The sequence below is a fragment of the Acetobacterium bakii genome (assembly GCF_001263355.1).
Classification (GTDB): domain Bacteria; phylum Bacillota; class Clostridia; order Eubacteriales; family Eubacteriaceae; genus Acetobacterium; species Acetobacterium bakii.
Genome location: NZ_LGYO01000040.1, coordinates 25092 through 46586 on the forward strand (window position 1 = coordinate 25092; position 21495 = coordinate 46586).

Annotated in this window: 20 protein-coding genes; 10 read left to right on the forward strand and 10 right to left on the reverse strand. The window is 39.1% G+C overall.

Annotated features, from left to right (window positions below; all coding sequences use genetic code 11):
• Window positions 1-154: 154 nt before the first annotated feature.
• The 3 genes from htpG (at window position 155) to AKG39_RS14600 (ending at window position 3670) form a co-directional block, all read left to right on the forward strand.
• Window positions 155-2053: a molecular chaperone HtpG gene (gene htpG, locus AKG39_RS14590; protein WP_050741142.1), complete on the forward strand. Its 1899-nt coding sequence runs from the start codon at window positions 155-157 to the stop codon at window positions 2051-2053.
• A gap of 198 nt (window positions 2054-2251) precedes the next feature.
• A complete protein-coding gene (locus tag AKG39_RS14595) occupies window positions 2252-2758 on the forward strand; it encodes a hypothetical protein (protein WP_050741143.1) in 507 nt (168 codons plus the stop codon).
• Between the two features lie 138 nt (window positions 2759-2896).
• Window positions 2897-3670 (forward strand): TraX family protein, encoded by a 774-nt coding sequence (locus AKG39_RS14600; RefSeq protein WP_050741144.1) that lies wholly within the window; start codon window positions 2897-2899, stop codon window positions 3668-3670.
• A gap of 84 nt (window positions 3671-3754) precedes the next feature.
• On the opposite strand, the gene AKG39_RS14605 is transcribed toward AKG39_RS14600, so the two are convergent.
• Both AKG39_RS14605 and AKG39_RS14610 read right to left on the reverse strand, forming a co-directional pair.
• Window positions 3755-3967 carry a DUF1858 domain-containing protein gene (locus AKG39_RS14605; protein ID WP_050741145.1) on the reverse strand — a complete coding sequence of 71 codons (213 nt, stop codon included), beginning with the start codon at window positions 3965-3967 and terminating at the stop codon, window positions 3755-3757.
• A 239-nt stretch (window positions 3968-4206) separates the two neighbouring features.
• On the reverse strand, window positions 4207-5124 hold the full coding sequence (locus tag AKG39_RS14610; RefSeq protein ID WP_050741146.1) for a DHH family phosphoesterase: 918 nt from the start codon (window positions 5122-5124) through the stop codon (window positions 4207-4209).
• Window positions 5125-5304: 180 nt separating this feature from the next.
• On the opposite strand from AKG39_RS14610, the gene AKG39_RS14615 reads away from it, so the two are divergent.
• Window positions 5305-6546: an aminopeptidase gene (locus AKG39_RS14615; protein ID WP_050741147.1), complete on the forward strand. Its 1242-nt coding sequence runs from the start codon at window positions 5305-5307 to the stop codon at window positions 6544-6546.
• A 178-nt stretch (window positions 6547-6724) separates the two neighbouring features.
• Here the strand turns inward: AKG39_RS14615 and AKG39_RS14620 are convergent, their stop codons facing one another.
• Complete coding sequence (locus AKG39_RS14620) at window positions 6725-6973, reverse strand: CPF_0552 family protein (protein WP_050741148.1); 249 nt, start codon at window positions 6971-6973, stop codon at window positions 6725-6727.
• A gap of 115 nt (window positions 6974-7088) precedes the next feature.
• On the opposite strand from AKG39_RS14620, the gene AKG39_RS14625 reads away from it, so the two are divergent.
• Complete coding sequence (locus tag AKG39_RS14625) at window positions 7089-7742, forward strand: toxin-antitoxin system YwqK family antitoxin (protein ID WP_050741149.1); 654 nt, start codon at window positions 7089-7091, stop codon at window positions 7740-7742.
• Between the two features lie 75 nt (window positions 7743-7817).
• On the opposite strand, the gene AKG39_RS14630 is transcribed toward AKG39_RS14625, so the two are convergent.
• Together AKG39_RS14630 and AKG39_RS14635 are read right to left on the reverse strand one after the other, a co-directional pair.
• The gene (locus tag AKG39_RS14630) at window positions 7818-8771 is read right to left on the reverse strand and encodes a calcium/sodium antiporter (protein WP_050741150.1); all 954 of its coding nucleotides are present in this window, start codon (window positions 8769-8771) and stop codon (window positions 7818-7820) included.
• Between the two features lie 72 nt (window positions 8772-8843).
• Window positions 8844-9545 carry a YkgJ family cysteine cluster protein gene (locus tag AKG39_RS14635; RefSeq protein WP_050741151.1) on the reverse strand — a complete coding sequence of 234 codons (702 nt, stop codon included), beginning with the start codon at window positions 9543-9545 and terminating at the stop codon, window positions 8844-8846.
• 320 nt (window positions 9546-9865) lie between these two features.
• Here AKG39_RS14635 and AKG39_RS14640 point away from each other — a divergent pair, with 320 nt between their 5' ends.
• The 4 genes from AKG39_RS14640 to AKG39_RS14655 all read left to right on the forward strand — a co-directional run bounded on the left by AKG39_RS14640 (window position 9866) and on the right by AKG39_RS14655 (window position 16776).
• On the forward strand, window positions 9866-11074 hold the full coding sequence (locus AKG39_RS14640; RefSeq protein WP_050741152.1) for an EAL and HDOD domain-containing protein: 1209 nt from the start codon (window positions 9866-9868) through the stop codon (window positions 11072-11074).
• A gap of 163 nt (window positions 11075-11237) precedes the next feature.
• Window positions 11238-12071 carry a phosphate ABC transporter substrate-binding protein gene (locus tag AKG39_RS14645; RefSeq protein WP_083439588.1) on the forward strand — a complete coding sequence of 278 codons (834 nt, stop codon included), beginning with the start codon at window positions 11238-11240 and terminating at the stop codon, window positions 12069-12071.
• A gap of 268 nt (window positions 12072-12339) precedes the next feature.
• On the forward strand, window positions 12340-13614 hold the full coding sequence (locus AKG39_RS14650; protein ID WP_050741153.1) for a hypothetical protein: 1275 nt from the start codon (window positions 12340-12342) through the stop codon (window positions 13612-13614).
• 207 nt (window positions 13615-13821) lie between these two features.
• Window positions 13822-16776, forward strand: coding sequence for an EAL domain-containing protein (locus AKG39_RS14655; protein ID WP_050741154.1), 2955 nt, complete (start codon window positions 13822-13824; stop codon window positions 16774-16776).
• Between the two features lie 183 nt (window positions 16777-16959).
• Here AKG39_RS14655 and AKG39_RS14660 read toward each other — a convergent pair whose 3' ends face one another.
• The 3 genes from AKG39_RS14660 to AKG39_RS14670 form a co-directional block, all read right to left on the reverse strand.
• A complete protein-coding gene (locus AKG39_RS14660; RefSeq protein WP_050741155.1) occupies window positions 16960-17361 on the reverse strand; it encodes a bacteriohemerythrin in 402 nt (133 codons plus the stop codon).
• 113 nt (window positions 17362-17474) lie between these two features.
• The gene (locus AKG39_RS14665; protein ID WP_050741156.1) at window positions 17475-18044 is read right to left on the reverse strand and encodes a manganese efflux pump MntP; all 570 of its coding nucleotides are present in this window, start codon (window positions 18042-18044) and stop codon (window positions 17475-17477) included.
• A gap of 232 nt (window positions 18045-18276) precedes the next feature.
• Window positions 18277-18459, reverse strand: coding sequence for a hypothetical protein (locus tag AKG39_RS14670; RefSeq protein WP_050741157.1), 183 nt, complete (start codon window positions 18457-18459; stop codon window positions 18277-18279).
• 226 nt (window positions 18460-18685) lie between these two features.
• Here AKG39_RS14670 and AKG39_RS14675 point away from each other — a divergent pair, with 226 nt between their 5' ends.
• Window positions 18686-19267, forward strand: coding sequence for a flavin reductase family protein (locus tag AKG39_RS14675; protein WP_050741158.1), 582 nt, complete (start codon window positions 18686-18688; stop codon window positions 19265-19267).
• 165 nt (window positions 19268-19432) lie between these two features.
• Here AKG39_RS14675 and AKG39_RS14680 read toward each other — a convergent pair whose 3' ends face one another.
• On the reverse strand, window positions 19433-20521 hold the full coding sequence (locus AKG39_RS14680) for a branched-chain amino acid aminotransferase (RefSeq protein ID WP_278277949.1): 1089 nt from the start codon (window positions 20519-20521) through the stop codon (window positions 19433-19435).
• A gap of 29 nt (window positions 20522-20550) precedes the next feature.
• Complete coding sequence (locus AKG39_RS14685; RefSeq protein ID WP_050741160.1) at window positions 20551-21447, reverse strand: DUF445 domain-containing protein; 897 nt, start codon at window positions 21445-21447, stop codon at window positions 20551-20553.
• Window positions 21448-21495 lie beyond the last annotated feature (48 nt).

The window sequence follows — 21495 nt, forward strand, 5'->3', positions numbered from 1 at the left end:
AATATATCTCATTAACTATTACACGGAATAACTATTTTCTTAAAAAATCATAAACAGTGTTGACACATCGTATAATTATCATTAAAATAAAGGTGTTAGCACTCAATCAATTAGAGTGCTAACACCATAAAACTATTTTGAAAGGGCACAACCAATGGAAAAAAAGCAATTTAAATCAGAATCAAAACGCCTCATGGATTTGATGGTCAACTCAATTTATACAAACAAAGAGATTTTCCTTCGTGAATTAATATCAAACGCCTCGGACGCCATCGATAAGCTTTATTATAAGACGTTAACCGACAAAGACCGAAGTTTCGACAAGGATGATTATTACATCCGAATTTTACCAAATAAGGATAATCGAACTTTGGTAATTGAAGATACGGGGATCGGCATGACTGCACTGGAACTGGAAGAAAATTTAGGTACCATTGCCAAAAGCGGTTCCAGTGATTTCAAGTCTGAACAGGAAATGGAAGAAGACTTTGATATCATTGGACAGTTTGGTGTTGGTTTTTATTCAGCCTTTATGGTTGCGGATAAGGTTGAAGTGGAAACAAAATCCGTGGATGAAGATAAGGCGCATTTATGGGTTTCCGAAGGAACCGACGGTTACGAAATCGGATCATCTGACCGAAAATCTCATGGTCTGAAAATCACTCTCCATATCAAGGAAAACACTGAAGACAACCATTTTGATGAGTATTTAGAACCCCATAAAATTCAGCAGCTTGTGGAACATTATTCCAATTATATAAGTTACCCCATTAAAATGGTGGTTGAAAAAAGCCGAATCAAAGAAGCAACAAAGGATTCCGAAAAACCGGAAACTGAAACCTATCTGGAAGATACAATTCTCAATTCCATGGTACCCATTTGGCGAAAAAACAAGAATGAACTGACCGATGAGGATTACCAGAATTTCTACCATGACAAACGCTATGGCTATGAAGAACCGCTGGCATATATTCACCTGAATATTGAGGGTGCTATGAGTTACAAGGCCATTCTCTTTATTCCGGGACAGCCTTCTTTTGATTATTACACCCGGGACTATGAAAAAGGTCTGGAGCTTTATGCCAATGGTGTACTGATTATGGATAAATGTGGGGAACTGCTACCTGATTATTTCAGCTTTGTAAAAGGGGTGGTGGATTCTGAGGATTTATCCCTGAATATTTCACGGGAAATGCTCCAACAGGACCGTCAGCTTCGCCTTATCAGTCGAAAGATTGATTCCAGGATTTCCGCAGAACTCAAAAACATGCTGGAAAATGACAGAGAAAAATATGAAAAGTTCTTTCTGGCCTTTGGTAATCAGTTAAAGGTTGGAACCTATGATAACTATGGACAGAATAAAGAAAAACTCCAGGATTTCATGCTTTTTCACTCTTCCAAAGAGGGGAAATTAACGACCTTAAAAGAATATCTGGATCGTATGCCCGAAGAACAAAAATACATTTATTATGCGTCGGGATCCACTATAGAGGCCATCGAAAAATTGCCACAGGTATCCATTGTCAAGAAAAAGGACTTCGAAATTCTTTATCTTACCGAACAAATTGACGAATTTGTTACTCGGACCCTGGGTGCATATGGGGAAAAGGAATTCCGTTCAGTTTCCAGCGATCAACTTGGTCTTGAAGAACCCAAAGAAAATGAAACCGAAGAGAGTAAAGAAACAGCGGCAGCGGATGAAAAGCTTCTTTCAAAAATGAAGGAACTCATTGGTGATGACGTGGTGAAAGTTAAAACAACATCCCATTTAACCGAAGATGTGGTTTATCTTTCGACTGAAGGGGATCTCTCCATTGAAATGGAAAAAACCTTGAACACCATGCCCCAGGGTGGGAAAGTCAGTGCCAAGAAAGTACTGGAAATCAATAAGAACCATCCGATTTATGAAAAACTCAAGGAATTTTCTGAAAATGATGATGCTCAGCTCAAAACCTACACCGAGCTTCTATACAATCAGGCCAGACTTATCGCAGGTTTGCCCATTGATGATGTGGTGACATTCACCCAAAACATCAGTAAACTCATGTATTAAGCCCTCAGACGTTTTGATTTATTTCAAAACGTCTCTTTTTATTTCAAAATAAAAAAGTGATTTTTGAAATAAATTAGAATGAAATAATTAAAATGTTGTGTTATACTCGTATTAACAGCCATGAAAATCGTTCGGATCACTGATCATGGCCTACATAGCGGCTACTTACCGAAAAAAAATTAAGAAAGGAGCGTTTGTATGGAACTAATGAGCTTAAACGCCGTAAAACTGCAAGGATCAACACCCACACTTGCTAAAAAAGTTGAGGATATCACGGTGAAATCGACCCCAAAAGACACGACTAGCCAAAATTCCGTCAACGAAGCAAACAGTCACAATAAATATGATACGCTTGAACTGAGTGATGACTATTTAGAATTTAAGACAAAGAGTGAGAACACTGCTGTAAAGAGCGATACCAATCTGGCAAACTCAACCATTCCAAAAGAGTTATCCGGAAAGCCATCTCAAGAAGGTACCGGTTCAGCGGTAATGGCTGAGACCACCCAGGCAGCACCTCCCCAGACAACCAGCGAAACTGAAGAGGAAGCCGTTGATGATTTATCTTCTTATTCAGCTGCAGAATTAAAAACCCTGGTGCAGGAAGGGAAGATTACTACTGCCGAGTATAATTCCGAAATAGAAAGCAGAGAAGACGATACTGATACAACAACTAAACAGGCAAGCACTGCCAATAGCAAATAGAGATTATCCGAATAGAGTAAGATCAAAAGAAGCACAAACCAGGCCTGTGGATTTCGACCTTGTTAGTGGTTCTTTTTTTGTGATATTCCAGAGAAATTCATCCAGGATTCTGGAAAATAGTGCTAAGGAGTTAAGATTATGAATAGTACGACCTTGAAAATAATCGCATTATTATTGATGTTACTTGATCATGTGGCCCAATTTATTCCAGGAACACCACTATGGTTTCACTGGTTGGGAAGAATATCTGCCCCGTTGTTCATGTTTTGCATGGTTTGGGGATTTCATTATACCCATGATCGAAAGAAATATTTATTGAGAATGTATGGCTTCGGAATATTTATGGGTCTCCTAAATATTATTTGCAATGCTATTTATCCCAATGCTGTGGCCCCAATCAATAACAATATTTTTGTGACCTTATTACTAATCGGCATTATATCCTGGCTCATCGACTATGTCAAAACGGATAAGAAAAAAGGAATACGATTAATTGCTGTTTTTGCTGTTTATCAGCTGATAACCTCGGTATTTTGCATTCTGGCCGGGCAAATATCACCACTTTATGGTATGGAAATGTTCGCCGGGGCCATTACGGCCAATCTAATCTTCAATGAAGGCAGTTTTATTTTTGTTTTCCTGGGGGTATTGCTGTACCTTAACAAAGAGAATAAGAATGCGCTGATTCTCTCTTATGGCTTATTCTGTCTGGTTTATTTTGGCCTGGAAAGCAGTGTGGGATTTAATTTGAATAACCTGCTTTATCAAAATTATCAATGGATGATGATTGCCGCACTGCCGTTGATGCTATTGTACAATGGCAAGAAAGGGCGCGGATTAAAATATTTATTTTATATCTTTTATCCTCTGCATATTGTCCTATTATTTTTCATTGGCAATCTATGTTTTTAGAATTATATTTATCAATATGGTTATAAAGCGTTTATCAACACAAAAAAAAAGGATCCTCGAAAGGTTCCTTTTTTGTTTCCGAAGTTATGCTTTCATAGAAGCAAGATGGGCATTAAGTTTGTCTACAAGGGCATCAACATTGGTATTATGAACTATACAGGCTTCTTCAATGGACTCCATCTGTGAAGATGGACAACCCAGACAATGCATACCAATTTCTAATAAAATAGGGGTAAAACCATCACCGTCTATCCTCAATAATTCACCAATTAACGTACTTTTAGTTATTTTTTCCATAATAAACCTCCTAATTTTTAATGAATAACATTGTTGTGTTATGCTTTAAAAATAGTATAACACAATATCCTTAAATAATTGTAGCTATAGCTACAATTATTTGGAGGTAGCATGTTTATAATAAAAACATAAGGGTTAATTTTAAATATAGACAAACTATAAAAGCAAGTCCCTGGGCTAATGGTAAATCGTTGTTCCAAGGACAGTTTTATCAACAAAATTAAATCAACCCTAAAATTTTACAGGTTGTTTTTTTTCAAGACCTCGATAATTGCTTCAATGGTTGAATTGGCATCGCTGTTAGGAACCTGGCAAGTTCCCACCATTTGATGACCCCCACCGCCATATTTGAGCATGAGTTTTCCAATGTCTTCGGTGCATGTTCGATTAAGAATGCTATAGCCACAGGCAATCGAAACATTTTGCTTTTGTTTGCCATCAACGATCCAAAGCGAAACATTCTGTTCCTGGTAAAGACTGTAAATCGTGAATCGATTTCCCGTATAAATAGATTCCACAGCTCTTAGGTCAGTCACAATGACGTTCTCAATAACCTCAGTATGTTCTTTCACCATGTCCACAAAAAGTCTGGATTGATGTAAATAAAGTTCCACACGATCTTTCACATCGGATAACTCTAAAATTTCTTTGATGGACATATTTCTACAGTGATTAATGAGTTCTTCCATTAGTTGATAATTGCTGATCCTGAAATTTCTGAATCGGCCAAGACCGGTTCTGGGATCAGAAATAAATCCAAGTAAAACCCAATCGGTTGGGTTTAATATTTCTTCTCTGGTAAGATTTCCGGAATCGACTTTATCAACAGATAGAATCATATCTTCATAATTCGGAAATTGGCTGAGCCCACCATAATACTCAAAAATAATTCGGGCAGCTGAAGGTGCAACTCGACTTTCGCCCTTAATCCCCTGATGCCATCCCAGTCGTTCTTTTTCTGATGAGTGATGATCAAACCACATGCCACAACCGGGCACGTAAGGAACATTGGCCAACACATCATTTTCATTCGGTGAAAAGAGGCCGTCTTGTAAATCTTTTGGGTGAACAAAAACCCAGTCGTCAATGATACCCGCTTCTTTAAGCAGCATACCACATATTAAACCATCAAAATCCGAACGAGTAACCAAACGCATATAAAACCTCCAAAGAAGAAATTTAAGTCTATCTAAATTTTACGAATTCAGATAATAATCTTTTTATTATACCATCTCATGTGACGACTTTCCATCATTTTAAATGTCTAACTTGGAATATTATGATATAATTCAATACAAATTAAAAACACAGAAAGTATATGAGAAGAGGACTTCAAAATGAATCATATCGAAAAATTACAGGAATATGCACGATTAATTGTGCACACCGGGACAAATGTCCAGAAAAACCAGTACGTAGTTTTAAACTGCTCGGTTTTAAATCATGACTTTGGAAGAATGGTGGTTGAAGAGGCCTATAAAGCCGGGGCAAAGGATGTCATCGTATTTTGGAACGATGCAAAAACAAGTCGGTTACGTTATGATTATGCCAGTTTGGAAGCGCTTGGCAATGTGCCGGAATGGCAAGCCGAATCCCGAAATTATTACGCAAAACAGAAAGCCGCTGTAATTTCGGTGATCGGCAATGACCCCGAGGCCTATCTCGGAGTGGCAAGCGAAAAACTGAAAGCCAGCAATCAGGCCACCAACAAGGCCTTCGAGCCCTATTACAAGAAGATGATGAACAGTGAATTCCAATGGTGTGTAGCAGCGGCACCCGAAGTAAAATGGGCTCTGAAGGTATTTCCGGAGCTGTCCGCGGATTTAGCAGTGGCGAAACTCTGGGATGCAATTTTTAATTCAGTACACATCGGCAGGGAAGATGCTGTGAAAGCATGGGAAAAACATAATGCTTTTCTCAGTGAAAAATGCACTCTTTTAAATACCTATCATTTTGATACTCTGCATTATAAAAACAAAATCGGCACCGATTTTATCCTCGGTCTTCAGAAGGATCATATCTGGGAAGGTGGAGGCGAGTTCACCTCGGAACAGGTCTACTTTTTTGCCAATATGCCCACCGAAGAAATTTTCACCACTCCGGACTGTTACCGAGCGGAAGGAACCTTAGTGTCATCACTCCCTTTAAGTTATCAGGGAAATCTGATTGAAAATTTCAGCATCACCTTTCATGAAGGCAAGGTGACGGATTATAAAGCAGAAAAAGGGTATGAATTTCTGAAGATGATTATTGAAACAGATGAGAATTCTAACCGCCTCGGAGAAGTAGCTCTGGTCCCCTATGATTCACCTATCTCCAATACCGGAATCCTTTTCTATGAGACCTTATTCGATGAAAATGCCGCTTGCCATTTTGCTCTGGGGGAATGCTATCCCACCACCATAAAAGACGGCGATAAAATGACCAGGGAAGAATTATTGGCCGCAGGGGCCAATCAGTCGAGGGCCCACGTAGACTTCATGGTCGGAACAAATGATCTGGAAATCACGGGAATCACACAAGATGGTTATGAAATATGTATTTTCAAAAACGGCAACTGGGTAGAATCGCTAAAATAGTCCTGAAGAATATAAAAAACAAGTATTGTTGAGAATGTTTTTGCATTACTCAACAATACTTGTGTGTCTGTAATCAGACCAATCAATTATCTAGCTTTAGTTTCAGACGCAGCAAAAAAACAAGTCCCGGGAACAACGGATATTAAGCTTGTCCCCAGGATAAGTTTATCAATTGAAATTAAAATTCCATTTGTTTAACTGTCACAGATTCAAGCCCGGCTAATTCTTTTTCCATAGCCTGGATTTCAGCATCTTTCCCAGATAAGAATTCTAAGATAATCAACCCACTTGTATCACACTGTGCATCAGATGACTCGTGTAAACCAAGACGGGTCTTAATAATACAGCCATTTTTTGTCAAAAGTTCTTGAACCTTTAAAGCTTCCTGTTCACGATTGCCCACTTGAATTCCCATAATTTGTCTCATAATAAATCCTCCTTAAAAGTAGTTTTATTTAGATTGTATACCAAGTTAGATGAATTATAAACTATTATTTTTAAATTTTTTCTATTAATTATCCAAATTGAAAGGGGAAGATACTATGGCGGGAGTCTTACTGATTATTATGTTAATTTTCGGATTTTTAATCTGGCTGATTCTTATTTCACAAAAGAACAGCAACACATCAGTTGATCAGTCAAATGCTAAAGATGCCAAACCCATAATTAAAGTTCGTTGCACAAATGGCCACATAAACGGTTATTATGTGGAGGGTGGGTTGTTTAAAGGCAAAAAATATCTTTTTGGAAAATTGGCGGCCGAAGGAACTTTTTTTAACGGGGTACAGACAGGTCAAGGGAAAGAGTATTATGATAATGCTCAAATAAAATACGAGGGACAGTTTGTAAATGGTTATTGGTCGGGAAAGGGCCGACGCTTTGATGAAAATGGTAAATTGAAATATGTGGGACAGTTTGCAAATGGTTACGCTTCAGGCCAGGGAAGACTTTTTGATGCCAACGGAAATTTAAAATGCGAAGGGCAGTTTGCCAGGCTCCCAGGCAATACTGAGCACGTGAAAGACCCATCAGTTCCTTCAGGTCGATGTAAAGAATATTATGACACTGGTCAATTGAAATATGAAGGAGAGTTTAAAAGCGGAATTTGGCATGGAGATGGAAAACTGTTTGATGAAATAGGTAATTTGATCTATGTGGGAAAATTTTCAAATGGCAAGCCCGCTCGGAAATCATAGTTTGAAGCTAGTGAAAAGCTGACTTTTTCATTCCATAACAACGCCATGGCGTTGTTATGGAATCCTTTTTATTTTTTAGATGGCTCTGATAATAATGAAAGTCATATAACCCACATATCCCAACATCATAATGGCGCCTTCAAAACGATTCAACTTCTTTCCTGTAAACATGAGGGGCACGACGATAACCATTGACACAAAGAGAATCCATAAATCCACAAAATTTTCAGCCGCTATATCGATAGGGTAAATAACACCGGAAATACCCAATACAAAGAGAATATTAAAAATGTTTGAACCAATGATATTACCGATGGCAATATCATTTTCCCCTTTTTTAGCCGCAACCACAGAAGTGATCAGCTCCGGCAGTGAGGTTCCAATCGCGACAATGGTTAAACCAATTAATGTTTCTGACAAACCCAGCATTTGAGCAATATCAATAGCACCTTCCACAGCTAAATTTGCTCCGAATATTACAGCAGCAATACCGCCTAGTGTAAAAAGCACACTTTTAAGCGGCTTCATCAGCACAATCGCATCATCAACATATTCTTCTTTTCCCAGAACGGAAATTTCAACCATTGAATACAGATAAATCGCAAAAAACAAGAGCAGAATCCAGCCTTCAGATCGTGCAATAATACTGTATGGATCCCCATTGATGATCCCATCCATAACCATCAGCATTAGGGCAATAGTGGTCAGAATAGCAAACGGCATCTCCTTGATAATGGTTTTTGTTTTAATACCGATGGGCCGAATAAATGCAGATAATCCCAAAATAAAGAGTATATTAAAGATGTTGGAACCCACCACATTCCCAAAAACTATGCCATTGGCTTGATTAAGCGAGCCGGAAATACTTACTGCCATTTCCGGTGCACTGGTCCCAAAAGCAACCAGGGTAAGGCCAATCACCATACTTGGTATGTTAAATCGCTTGGCTATGGATGATGAGCCTTCGACAAAAAAATCAGCGCCTTTAACTAAAAAAAACAGTCCAATTACTAATAAAACAAAACTCATTATAATAAGCCTACCTTTCGTAAATACAATATCTGTCATATGCTATCCAACAACTGTTTTTCATTGTCAAATCTATTTTCTTTGGATTAACGGGTCCTTGCTCTTTGCTGCAAGTCGTCTGGCTTCAAAAGCTTCGTTTGCCTTTATAATGGCTTGAGCAATTTCAGCATCAGCGGATACTTTTTCAGCTTCAGCCGATCCATTATCGTCCTTGAGAAAAACCGCGTATACCTTAATTGACAGAATGGCCAACTGGGATGGATTGTGGGGGATAGCGCCCTGGGGGAAACAGGCTGCATGCTCTTTTATAAACTGCGCCGCAGCTTGAACTGCGAAGTGCTCGTCCCGATCCTGTTGGGTGGGGTAGGCGAACTCCCATTGATCTGTGCGTTTTTTTATGCGTGCTTTATCATCATCTCCGGGATCAATTCCGGCAGCAGTGAATATTCGGCAATCATAGCTCCGGCAGGTCAGCGCACGATGGGGATAGATGGAACATTTCTGATTGATCAGCATAGGACAGCAGCCCTGTTCATCGTAACCCATGAGGACATTGCCCATGGGTAAACCAGGAGCGGGAAACAGAAGTTTTTTATTAATATGAGCAATGGTTTTAGTTTCTTCGGGTCTGATATGTATAAAATAAGAGGATGTACAGCAGGCATTGCAGTCACCGCAATCCACTAAAGCGTCATCTTCGGTTATGAGTGCATTTCGGGTCGAACGCAGCCAGATCGAGAAGTTTCCGGCGAACTTTTTTTTATCTTTCTTCATGGAATAAACCCCTTTCAAGATGTTATGCTCTAATAGTTTACACGACTTCACATCGTTTGTCTATATTTAGTTGTCGGATTTTAAACTAGCCGATAGAACAATGAGATGAGCGTTTGGTATCCTACTTTTGAATTCTTTACCCTGATTTGCGATCTTTATGCATTCCTGTTAAATTAGATTGATTATATTTAAAAAAAATGGTAATATGAAATAATGGTAAACAAATAAAAAGCGTTGAATTAACCAAAATCAAAGATGGTTTAGTTAAAGCAAATCCATTATATAAAGTTAGATGAATTTATAAAGTGAGGGAATGCAACATGTTTATAGCCAGACAACCAATTTTTAATCAGCAGCTTGAAGTTTTCGGATATGAACTGCTTTTTCGGCTGAACCAACAATCGACGCAATTTGGGGGAATATCCTCTCAGGGGGCCACTGCTACAGTGATCACCGGTTTATTCGAATCCGGTTTGGATAACATAATAGAGGATAAGTTTGCTTTTATCAATTTTGATGCCATCTTTATTCATTCCGATGCTTTAGAATTAATTAAACCGAATCGAATGATCGTGGAGATGCTGGAAAACATTAAAGTTGACCGTGTTTTAATGGATCGACTGAAAGAGCTTAAAAATTTGGGCTACAAAATTGCATTGGATGACTTCTTTGAGAATTACCAGCATTATCCTCTGATACCTTTGGCTGATATTATTAAATACGATCTGCTAATCACTCCTTTGAAAACCATTACCGATGATATCCAGACCGCCCTTGCCCAGGGAAAAACCCTACTGGCAGAGAAAGTCGAAACCGAGAAAGAATTTTTAGAGGCTAAAGCAATGGGATTTCAACTGTTTCAGGGATATTTTTTCAGCAAACCCAGCATCGCCGGCCGCTCCTGTGATAAAACCCCTTCTAAACTCCAGTATATCCGGCTAGTCGCCGAGATAAAAAAAGAAGATCCTTCTTTTGAAACATTGGCTGAACTCATTGAACAGGACGTTACCTTGTCCTATCGCCTAATGCGCATGGCCAGTTTTCAGTCCGGCAGTGATTTGATTAGCTCCATTAAATTTGCATTAACCTATATCGGCCTAAAAGAAATTGAACGTTGGATCAATATCATCATGCTTCAGGATTTAGGCAACGATAAACCGGAAGAACTTATTAAAATCTCACTAATTCGAAGTAAATTTGCTGAATTCATGGCTAAACGCGCAGGAATGATCGATTTTCAGCATACCGCATCGATGATGGGATTGTTCAGTATTTTAGATGCCATTCTGGATCAGACCATGGCGGAAGCCCTGACGGGCATTGCACTCCCACCATCAATACTTGAGGCATTAATTTATCATAGGGGGCTGCTCTATCCTATTTATAAATTGATGTTGGCCTATGAAAAAGGAGATTGGATTTTAACAGATGCAATTTCTAGTGACCTTAATATTCATCATTCGGATCTATATAAAGACTATCGATCCGCAATTCGCTGGGCCAACGAAGTAATGGTCAACATCTCATGAAAATAAATAATGTTTTCTGCAAATCGATTAATTATCTATTTGCAGATTTTTTTATTTAATCTAATTTTAACATGTTCTTTACCTCCTCAAAACCTTTTCCCTAATCATTTTTGGTAAGATAACCTTGCTAGAAACGAAAATTAAGGAATTTAAGGAGAAAAAAATGTCGAAAATGTTTAAAAATGTTTTATTGTCACTAGTGGTCGGTGCCGCGGTTTTAACCCTTGCGGGTTGTGGTTCTTCTGAAACACCAGCTGCAACAGCTGTTTCAGGAGAAATTAATGGCGGTGGTTCAACATCGGTTCAAAAGGTCATTGATGCTGCCGGCTCCGAGTTTACCGCATTAAATCCGGATGTAAAATTCACCTATAGTGGAACCGGATCTTCTGATGGAATTAAAGGTGCAACCGCAGGTACTTATTCATTCGGCTGCGCATCCCGTGATTTAAAAGCAGAAGAAAAAGCAAGCTTAACAGAACTTATCTTTGCCTATGATGGGATTGCTTTTATTGTTAATCCTGCCAACAAAGTCACAGATCTTACCAAAGAACAGCTGGCAAAGATTTACATGGGTGAAATTACCAATTGGAGTGAAGTTGGCGGAGCCGATGCTCCTATCGTAGTAGTTTCCCGTGAAGATGGCTCAGGAACACGTTCAGCCACGGAGGAACTTGTCGGATTTGCTGAAAAATTAAAACCGGATGCAACCATCAAAGAAGGCAACGGCAATGTCCAGACAACAGTTGCTGGAAATGCCAATTCCATTGGTTATGTATCCCTGACCTTTGTTGATAAAACTGTAACACCTATTAGTGTTGGTGGGGTAAAAGCATCAGTTGAGAATGTGCTAAACAAAACCTACACTCTTTCTCGACCATTTATTGCGATGTACGACGCAACCAAGGTTGATGATGCTACCATGGCTTTCCTCGATTTTATTATGACTCCTGATGGACAAAAGATTGTCACCGAAGAAGGCGGCATCACCATACTATAAGACCAGTTTATTTTTAAAACCTGAAAAACTTCATTCTAAAATCAGCGATTCTCAAATCGCTGATTTTTTCATTTTTACTGTTGTTTTTATTTAAGCAATTCCATATCTTTGCTGTTTGAAATCATAAAATCAGTTGCCACTTTGTTTGAAACAGGTTAAAATATAAGATAGTTTAAAATTCAAACCATTGAAATATGATTGAAAACAGGTTGGACATAACAGTTTTATGTGAAATAGCCTATTAAAAAATACATCGGAGGAAATTTATTTGTCAAGAGGAAATACAAAAAATCTATTAAGTGTTCCAAACCTGGTCGCTTTTATTAAAGATCATCTAATCACTAACAGGGAATTGTTTTTAGGAATTCGTAACGAGAGCCTCACCATCTATTACTGGGGGAAAAGCATGCTTGAACTGTCTTATTTCGCTGATCAAAAATGCACCATTAGAATTCACAAACACTATGTTGATGGCACAAGTTTAATTGGATTGAAATTTGTTGAAAAATCCGATTACATGGTCTTTGCCTTTTCAGATGCTTTTATTCAAGCGTTCCTGGCATCCTATGACCTACTGAAAAATAATATTGAGCAGCTCATCGATGAAAGTCAGTCCATTGATGCAAAAGCAGGCAGCCTGGGACAGAAATTCCAGGGAATCATCGCCTGTAATAATAACAGCGCTAGGGATTCCAACTGGTATTGTGTTGATTTGGACTACTGTCCTGAAGACTCACCGCTTGGCAGAATCAATATGGTTGCCATTTCAAAAAATTCTCAAAATAATAAACATCGCATTGTTTTAATTGCATTGAAGTATTCCTGGCAGGCATATAAGTCCGGATACCGGAAAAATTTATACAACAACAAAAAAAACAAAGGCTTTTATATCCAAGGCCGTGAATTAAAAACCAGAAAAAATGCCACAGGTACCCAGAACCCCAGACGATTCGGCTGTAAATTTGATGAGAAAAAGAAAACGGTCATCTCCTATGACTTCGGATCCGGGATTGCCGGCGATTTTTACAACTATTCCCGTTTTCTTTTTGATGTTGACGGTAACTATGTGGAGCAATTAAAAGAAGAATGCTTTGACATGTTAATGGCCAAGAAAAAATTAGGCTGTTTTGAAACCAATGACAGCATCGGCGGGGAATTGGCCAAGCTTTTAGACGGAACCAAAGAAGCATTTGTTTCGCATATGAATGAAGTCGCTGAGTGCGTTTTCTTAACGGTTGGCTGTGAGTCACTTGAAAAATGCAAGGAGTCCATGACCTCCTATCTTTGTCCCGGACCAACCAATACAGCCGATATTTTAAGCTGTTCAAAAGATACCTGGAATTTGTATCACAACAACGGGAAGGGAAAACTTAAGCATCTGGTACAGGATCTAAGCCTGGCTGATGCATTCCCTGAAAAATTTGATGAACGGGTTCGGTATTTGTTTTCCAAAAATGAATCCCTTGAAAATTTAAATTTAATCGATACGCCTGATCCTGACTCTGATGACGAGTTGATATTAGCGATTTTCGCATCAATTTAAATTTCCATAGCATCGGCTGCGGGATGATCGCTTAGATCATCCCGCAGTTTTTTATTCATTGAAAATTATTAAGCTTCACCAATGTTTATCTATACGTAATAGAGGGAACCTGTTATAATTAGAACAACGGGAACAGCCAGCATTTTTTTTAAAGCCTATTGCAATCGTTGTCATTGTCAGAGTATTTCAACAAAAGGAAGGTCTTCAATGAAAATTAAAAAGCGCAGCAACTGTTTATCCACCGATTATTTCTCAATCATCGTTGTTCTAATCTTCCTTGTTTTTTGTACAACGATTGATTCTGTAAAAGCAATGGATGCGAAAAAGAATGTACTATTTATCAGTTCCTACACCGAGAGCTTTATGACCGTGCCGGATCAAATAAGGGGCATCCAATCGGCATTTGATAAAAACAATATCAACCTTGAGATCGAATATATGGATTCCAAAAGATTGGACACCGCCGAAAACAGACAGCTTTTTTATGATACCTTAGCCTATAAATTTGCGAATCTACCCGCTTATGATGCTATTATTGTAGGGGATGACAACGCGCTGCAGTTTACAATGGACTATCAGGACAAATTATTTTCACAAATACCCATCGTTTTTTTTGGTGTCAACGATCCTGAAAGAGGGAATAAGGCAAACGCAAATCCATACATAACCGGTCTCCTTGAAGAAAGCGCCCTTTCTGATAACATTGGGATCGCTTATCGGTTCAATCCCGAGGCAACAAAGGTTGTTGCCATTGTGGATTCCACCCTCACCGGACAGGGAGATCAGCAACAGTTTAAAGCTGCTCAATCAAAGTATCCTAACCTAATATTCAGTTTATTAAATGCATCCGAATATTCTTTTAATGAATTTGGTTTAATTCTTGAAAAACTTGACAATGAAACCATTCTGTTGTTTTTAAGTATGAATCAGGATAAAACCGGCGAATACCTGGATTTGGAAAAGGCCTTTCTCTTTCTCAGGGAGCATACCCATATACCGGTTTATCGGGCTTCCATCGGCGGTGTGGGCGAAGGTCTTATGGGTGGAAAATTAATTGACTACGAAGCCTTCGGACGTATTTCAGGTGAGTTGGTTATCAAAATTCTAAATGGCACACCTGTGGATTCCATTGATCTGATCCAGGAAACTCCTTATTATTATACTTTTGACTATGCTTTAATTCAAAAGTACGACATTGACGAGGGTTTAATTCCTCCCAGTGCAGTTTTAGTCAACAAAGCCGAAAATCCACTTGAAAAGTACTGGAATGTCATTTTAGCTATCGGGACAGTTATGGTGTTTCTTACCATTGTATCCTTAATATTAATTATTGATAACCTCAAACGGCGAACCATCCAAAATGAATTAAGTGAAAGCAATAAAGAACTCACATCCACTTACAAAGAACTGGCAATAACCGAAGATGCCCTGAGACGGCAATACGATGTTATGGAAGAGCATGACCATGAAGTAAGTGTATTAAATCAAAAATATGAGATTGCCATCCAAAGTACTAACAGCGCTGTCTGGGAATTGGATTTACAATCAAAAAAAATCATGATATCCGAGAGTTTTGCTACTATTATAAATAAAAAGATCAATCAAACAGAGGATGTTTTTAAACTATTGGAATTGATTATCGATAATAAATACATCCAAAAACTGGTTAATGAATGCACCGGTTATTTAGCCGGAGAAATCCCGGAAATCAACATACAGGTTCCAATAAAAACCGGGAACCAGGAAAAGAAGTGGATACTCGTTCGGGGAAAGGGTATTTCTGACATCGACAATCACATCAAAAAAATCCATGGAATCCTCATGGATACCACTAAAATAAAAGAGCAGGAAGAATATATCAATTATCTTGCACAGCATGACCATCTCACACGCCTTCCCAATCGAATGAAATTTCTAGATCGGTTATCTAATGAATTGAAAACAGAAAAACCAGGGGCAGTCTTTTTGTTTGATATTGACAACTTTAAGAGCATCAATGACACCCAGGGCCATGTCTATGGGGATGGGTTATTAAAAAGCATTGCCGGGCGTCTCCTGAACATTGCAGACGAAAATATGCTGGTGGCAAGACTTGGGGGAGATGAGTTCCTGATTCTCATCATGAATACACTTAACCTTGCAGACATTGATTCCTATGCCCAAAAAATAGAGGATGTTTTCGAGAAACCCTTCTCATTAGAGGGAACTGATAATTATATCAACATTAGCATGGGAATTACTTGCTATCCCTGTGACAGTAATAACATTGATCAACTGATCATGAACGCCGACACCGCCATGTACAATGTCAAAAATGGTAATAAAAATAACTATATTTACTATCATCCTGAAATGAAAACAGCTATGACACGTAAAGTCGAAATCGAATCAATCCTGCGAAACGCTTTAAAAGAAAATGGCTTTAAACTAGTCTATCAACCCCAAGTTGACTTAACAACTGGTGAAGTGATCGGATTCGAAGCTTTGTTACGGTTGAAAGACTACCAAATCGGACCTGACCGATTTATTCCAATCGCCGAAGAAACAGGACTCATCATTGAAATTGGCCGATGGGTGGCCCAAGAGACTATTTCACAGATTGTCTTTTGGCGGAAAAAGGGATTCAAAGAAAAAACGGTAGCGATTAATTTTTCGAGCAAACAGCTCCGGGACAAATCATATATTAAATATCTTTTACAACTTTTGAGCGATAACAACCTCGACTCCCGGTACCTTGAGATTGAAATTACTGAAAGCATTCTTTTGGAGAATGACAAAGAAACAATTGCCTTCCTGAATGAATTAAAAGAAGAAGGGTTCAGCATTGCGCTGGACGATTTTGGTACAGGTTATTCCTCCCTGAATTATCTTACCTATATGCCGGTCGATAAAATTAAATTGGACAAATCCATAAATGATCGATTTGTCAATTCCAATAATATTAAAATCATGGAGAGTTTAATCTTGCTTGCGCACAGCTTAAACCTTAAGATTACCGCAGAAGGGATTGAAGAATGGGACAAGTTTTTGATCCTAAAAAAATGGGGATGTGACTTTATCCAGGGGTATGTATTCAGCAAGCCCTTGAGTTCAGAAGCAATTGAAGGAATCTATAATCAAGACCTCATCAAAAAAAACAGGGGTTCAGCCTTAATTCCATGAAGAACATAAAATCGAATGGGTATTTTAACGATACTGTTAATGAAAATCATTGAGAGAATGAACACTTAAAAAATCGAAAACACTGTCGCTGAAGGAATTTATATTTGAGAGTTTATAAAAGCAGAATGCCAGGCTAAGTGCGCAGAAACACTCACCTTATCCTGGCATTGCAAACTCAATACACTATAAGGTTTTTGCGTAGACGCCAATTTTTTTATCCATTAACGAAATATGTTTTGTCAGCCACTCAATAACCATTTGATTGGAATTGATGATCAATAAAATATTCCCGCCGGATTCCTTGTAATCTTTCTTGAGTTTGGCAACCTCGGCCATAAAATCATTATGCGCCTTTCTCTGGGCGGGAAGTTCAGGGTAGTTGATGCTCGCCATATAGGTTTCTTCATCATGAAAATGCTGTTTGGTATAATCGCCCAGGAAATCCAACATTTGTGCAATAAAGTCCTTTGACTTGCCATTCTTGCCTGCGCTGAAAAGTTGATCAGCCTTTTCAAACAACATTTTGTGCTGCAAATCAATTTTTTCTACCCCAACCGATAAATCCGGTGTCCATGTAATAGCCATTCTGTATCCTCCTAATTTTTATAATGTCTTTTCTATTATAGTTCTTATTAACTAACAATTCAAGTAATATGAATCAAACAAAAAAAGGTTAGGATCAGTCATAATAACTGATCCTAAAATAATATTCCAAGATGGCTTAATAAAATCTTAACCCCTATAAGGATTAAAACGACGCCTCCGGCGATTTCCGCATTTTTTTTGAACTTAAGGCCAAAACGATTGCCGATGACAACACCCATAAAGCACAAAATCAAAGTGGTTAAGCCGATGACGCCAACCGTTGAAAGAATGGGCACATTCAAAAATGCCAGTGTGATACCAACAGCCAGTGCATCAATGCTTGTGGCCACTGATAATATGAGCAATTCCTTATAATCAATGGCATCGGTACAGGCTTTACAGCCCGTATTATTTTCAAATGCCTCTTTGATCATTTTAATTCCAATCAGAAGTAGAAGTATAAATGCAATCCAGTGATCAAAACTTGTGATATATTGCTCAAATTGTCGGCCCAGCAGCCATCCGATAAATGGCATAACCGCCTGAAAACCGCCAAAAAATAAAGCAATGATCAAGGCGTGGCGATAATTCAGTTTTCTCATTCCAAGTCCTTTAGAGAGGGCTACTGCAAATGCATCCATGGAAACGCCAATAGCAATAAGTAGTAAATCTGAAAAGCTCATAAAAAGTTCCTCCAAAAAAGTATAAACAAAAATTTAAATAGATTTTCAGACTAAAAAAGAGCCACTCTCCTTTTGGGAAAGTGCTCTTTTTTAGTCCGATCAATCATCTCTCAGAGCGATGATTTTTTAACGGCAATAATGCTCAAGGTCAGGGCCGCGGTACCAAGGGCAAGGGCAACCATACTTGATATAAAGGCTGCTGTTTTCATTGAGTGACCTCCTTTAACAAAAATTAATCTTCGTCATCGAAACTGTCAATACAATAATCCTCCAGGGCTTCAAACAAAAATGAAAGACTTCCCTTCATATTTTCAGCGGTTGCAACAACCACTTCTTTTTCTTCTTCAGTGAGGGTCATAAACTCCTCTTCAAGATCACATAGACGTTTAATTAAAAATAATAATTCAGTTTTCATACTACTCCTGTTCAATTCAATGTTATGTTTATTATAGTATCCTATATTCATGGAAATACGCAAGAAAAACCTGACTTTTTCAGTGATTTTCTTGGATTTTCAAAGCATTATGGCTGTGACACTCGGTACCTGTCGGAAATTACTTGCTTTCGCGATGATTATCTTCTTTTTCTTAGAGGAAGCTGATATAATGAATCAATAGTCTAAAACAAGGGAGAAATAATTAATGAGTAAAATAAAATGGCCCGGAAGTGCGCTATTGGCGCCGGTGCCTCCGGTATTAGTGACCTGTGGCCAGAATGCAACAGCCAATGTATTAACCGTCGGGTGGGTGGGTATCCTGAATACCAAGCCTCCCATGACCTATATCTCCTTAATGCCCAGTCGCTTATCACATGAAATTATCTCGGAAACCCAGGAGTTTACGATTAACCTCTCCACTGTGGAGCTGGTGCGAGCTGTTGATTTTTGCGGGGTGCGATCGGGACGAACCGTGAATAAAATTGAAACCATGGAATTATCCATGGAACCCGGAGATACCGTAAAATGTCCCATGCTCACTGACAGCCCGGTGAACCTGGAATGTCGGGTAAAGGATATTGTGAGCCTGGGAAGCCATGATCTGTTTATTTCCGATATTTTGGCGGTTCATGTCAATGAGACCCTGCTGGATGACAATGGCAAACTCCATTTGGATAAGGCGGACCTCCTTGCCTATGTTCATGGCGAATATTTTGGGCTGGGCAAAAAATACGGCACCTTTGGATATACGGTTCGAAAGAAGAAAAAAAAGCGAGATAAAAAATAGAAAAGCGAATCCTTCTGATCCTAGTGATCAGAAGGAGGAACGGTTCTTCATTTTCCGATTATCCGCTATTTTCTCCAGCAGACAGCGGTTTACCATTATCTCCGGGCCGGACTTATCAGCAAACCCAAGCGAAACCAACTAATAGTTTCGCCTTTTTAATGTTTGTTATTTGACCTTGGTAATCCAACCCTCTGGGGCTTCAATATCTCCCAACTGTATATTTGTGAGGGTATCGTATAATTTACGGGTGATTGGACCAACCTCGGTTTGGCTGTAAAAAACATGAAGCCTGTTATGATAGTGAATCCCGCCGATGGGGGTAATCACTGCGGCGGTGCCACAGGCACCGGCTTCGGCAAACCCATCCAGCTCATCAATAAAAACATCCTCTTCTGAGACTTCTAAACCCAAAACATTTTCGGCTAGGTATAACAGGGAATATTTGGTAATACTTGGAAGAATGGAACAGGAAATAGGGGTAATAAAGCGGTTGTCTTTGGTGATGCCAAAGAAATTTGCAGCTCCAACCTCTTCGATCTTGGTGTGAGTAAGGGGATCCAGATAAATACAGTCCGCAAAACCTTTTTTAACGGCGATGTCATGGGCGATTAGCGAGGCCGCATAATTGCCGCCCACCTTCTGCTGACCGGTGCCGTTACAAGCTGCACGGTCATAGTCGGAAACCATGAAATCGACCGGCGTCATGCCGCCTTTAAAATAAGCTCCCACCGGCATGCAAAAAACCGTAAACAGGTATTCGGTGGCCGGCTTCACCGCAATGCTGTTACCGATTCCAATCATCATTGGCCGGATATAAAGTGAGCCGCCGGTACCATAAGGGGGCAGGTAAGCTTCATTTGCCTTAACTACTTCAATGCAGGCAGCGATGAAGGTTTCTTCAGGTATTGTGGGCATTAACAACCGTTCACAGGAATCTTTGAACCGTTTAGCATTTTGGTCCACTCTGAATAACTGGATCTCGCCATTTCTTGTTTGATAGGCCTTCAGGCCTTCAAAGCATTCCTGACCATAGTGCAGGCAGGGAGACGCTTCCCCGATATGGATAGTATTGTCTTCGGTTAGCGTTCCCTCATCCCAGGCGCCATCTTTCCAATATGATATATACCGCAAATCAGTTTTAATATAATCAAACCCTAGTGTTTCCCAATCAATTTCTGCTTTTTTTGTCATCGTAAGCTCCTTACTTAAAAATAATTTTTGCTGTCCTTGTGTCTGACAAAGATCTTTTAAAATAGTGCATAAATATTAATAATACATGAATTTTAAACAAAGGACATAATCAGTCCCATGGCACATCCCAGAAGTCCGCCTAACCAGACGATGGCAGCCAATTCTCTGGACATGATGTCAAGAATGATTTTTTCAAATTCCAAAACATCAAACCCGTTTATCTGATCCTCAACTAACTGTGACAGATCCAGGGCATGGAGCATGGTGCCAATGTTTTTTTCCACCACCTGATGATAGGTGCTCAGCACCCATTGTGTAGCTTCAGGCAACTTTGCTTCGTATCGGTTATAAAGATCACAGAGTTTTGAATCCAGAAGACTTTCCGTTTCGGTATTGACAATGTTCTCCAGTATTTCCTCGCCTCGAGATTCAATAAGATGATCGATTATTTCTGCAATCTTAACTTTTGCGGAATGAATAAGGGAATCATTAATCAGCATAGCAAACATGGAACCCTGTAAATTACTGACAATTTCAACCACGGCAACTTCAGATAAAACATTTCCAAGTTGAAGGTTATTCATGCGTTCGTAAGAAAGACTGGTTATTTTTGTGGTTGTCTTATCCAGAAGATCCAGCCCCTGCTCTTCTCCGGTAAAGGAAAACAGTATTTCTCTGAGGGTTTGTTCGCTATCATGGTTTTTTTCAATCCAAGTGTTCAGAGCCCTTGTGATCTTCTCATCCATTTCCTGTGATAGCAAACCTTTTTTTACCACAGCTTCGTTGACCAATGTACCCGCAACCACATTTCCCAAAGATTTCGCAATCCGGTTCTTTTCTTTTGGAATGAGACCCGGGGTAAAGGGGAGTGTAAAACCCAATAGTTTAATGGCTTTCAGGGGTCGAAACAGCATCCGGATAGCAATTCCGTTTGTGATCAGACCGATGATGCCGCCAATAAGTGGTCCAATAAAAAGTTCAATAGTCATAAATTCTCCTTGTATTTTAATAAATCCAACAAGTATATTTTAATCTTT

Bases quoted from the DNA above. Each gene is read 5' to 3' on its own strand.
- AKG39_RS14620 (WP_050741148.1), bottom strand. From the start codon at position 6,973: ATGAGACAAATTATGGGAATTCAAGTGGGCAATCGTGAACAGGAAGCT.
- htpG (WP_050741142.1), top strand. From the start codon at position 155: ATGGAAAAAAAGCAATTTAAATCAGAATCAAAACGCCTCATGGATTTG.
- AKG39_RS14635 (WP_050741151.1), bottom strand. From the start codon at position 9,545: ATGAAGAAAGATAAAAAAAAGTTCGCCGGAAACTTCTCGATCTGGCTG.
- AKG39_RS14625 (WP_050741149.1), top strand. From the start codon at position 7,089: ATGGCGGGAGTCTTACTGATTATTATGTTAATTTTCGGATTTTTAATC.
- AKG39_RS14610 (WP_050741146.1), bottom strand. From the start codon at position 5,124: ATGCGTTTGGTTACTCGTTCGGATTTTGATGGTTTAATATGTGGTATG.
- AKG39_RS14685 (WP_050741160.1), bottom strand. From the start codon at position 21,447: ATGACTATTGAACTTTTTATTGGACCACTTATTGGCGGCATCATCGGT.
- AKG39_RS14605 (WP_050741145.1), bottom strand. From the start codon at position 3,967: ATGGAAAAAATAACTAAAAGTACGTTAATTGGTGAATTATTGAGGATA.
- AKG39_RS14615 (WP_050741147.1), top strand. From the start codon at position 5,305: ATGAATCATATCGAAAAATTACAGGAATATGCACGATTAATTGTGCAC.
- AKG39_RS14675 (WP_050741158.1), top strand. From the start codon at position 18,686: ATGAGTAAAATAAAATGGCCCGGAAGTGCGCTATTGGCGCCGGTGCCT.
- AKG39_RS14595 (WP_050741143.1), top strand. From the start codon at position 2,252: ATGGAACTAATGAGCTTAAACGCCGTAAAACTGCAAGGATCAACACCC.
- AKG39_RS14645 (WP_083439588.1), top strand. From the start codon at position 11,238: ATGTCGAAAATGTTTAAAAATGTTTTATTGTCACTAGTGGTCGGTGCC.
- AKG39_RS14655 (WP_050741154.1), top strand. From the start codon at position 13,822: ATGAAAATTAAAAAGCGCAGCAACTGTTTATCCACCGATTATTTCTCA.
- AKG39_RS14640 (WP_050741152.1), top strand. From the start codon at position 9,866: ATGTTTATAGCCAGACAACCAATTTTTAATCAGCAGCTTGAAGTTTTC.
- AKG39_RS14670 (WP_050741157.1), bottom strand. From the start codon at position 18,459: ATGAAAACTGAATTATTATTTTTAATTAAACGTCTATGTGATCTTGAA.
- AKG39_RS14660 (WP_050741155.1), bottom strand. From the start codon at position 17,361: ATGGCTATTACATGGACACCGGATTTATCGGTTGGGGTAGAAAAAATT.
- AKG39_RS14665 (WP_050741156.1), bottom strand. From the start codon at position 18,044: ATGAGCTTTTCAGATTTACTACTTATTGCTATTGGCGTTTCCATGGAT.
- AKG39_RS14630 (WP_050741150.1), bottom strand. From the start codon at position 8,771: ATGAGTTTTGTTTTATTAGTAATTGGACTGTTTTTTTTAGTTAAAGGC.
- AKG39_RS14600 (WP_050741144.1), top strand. From the start codon at position 2,897: ATGAATAGTACGACCTTGAAAATAATCGCATTATTATTGATGTTACTT.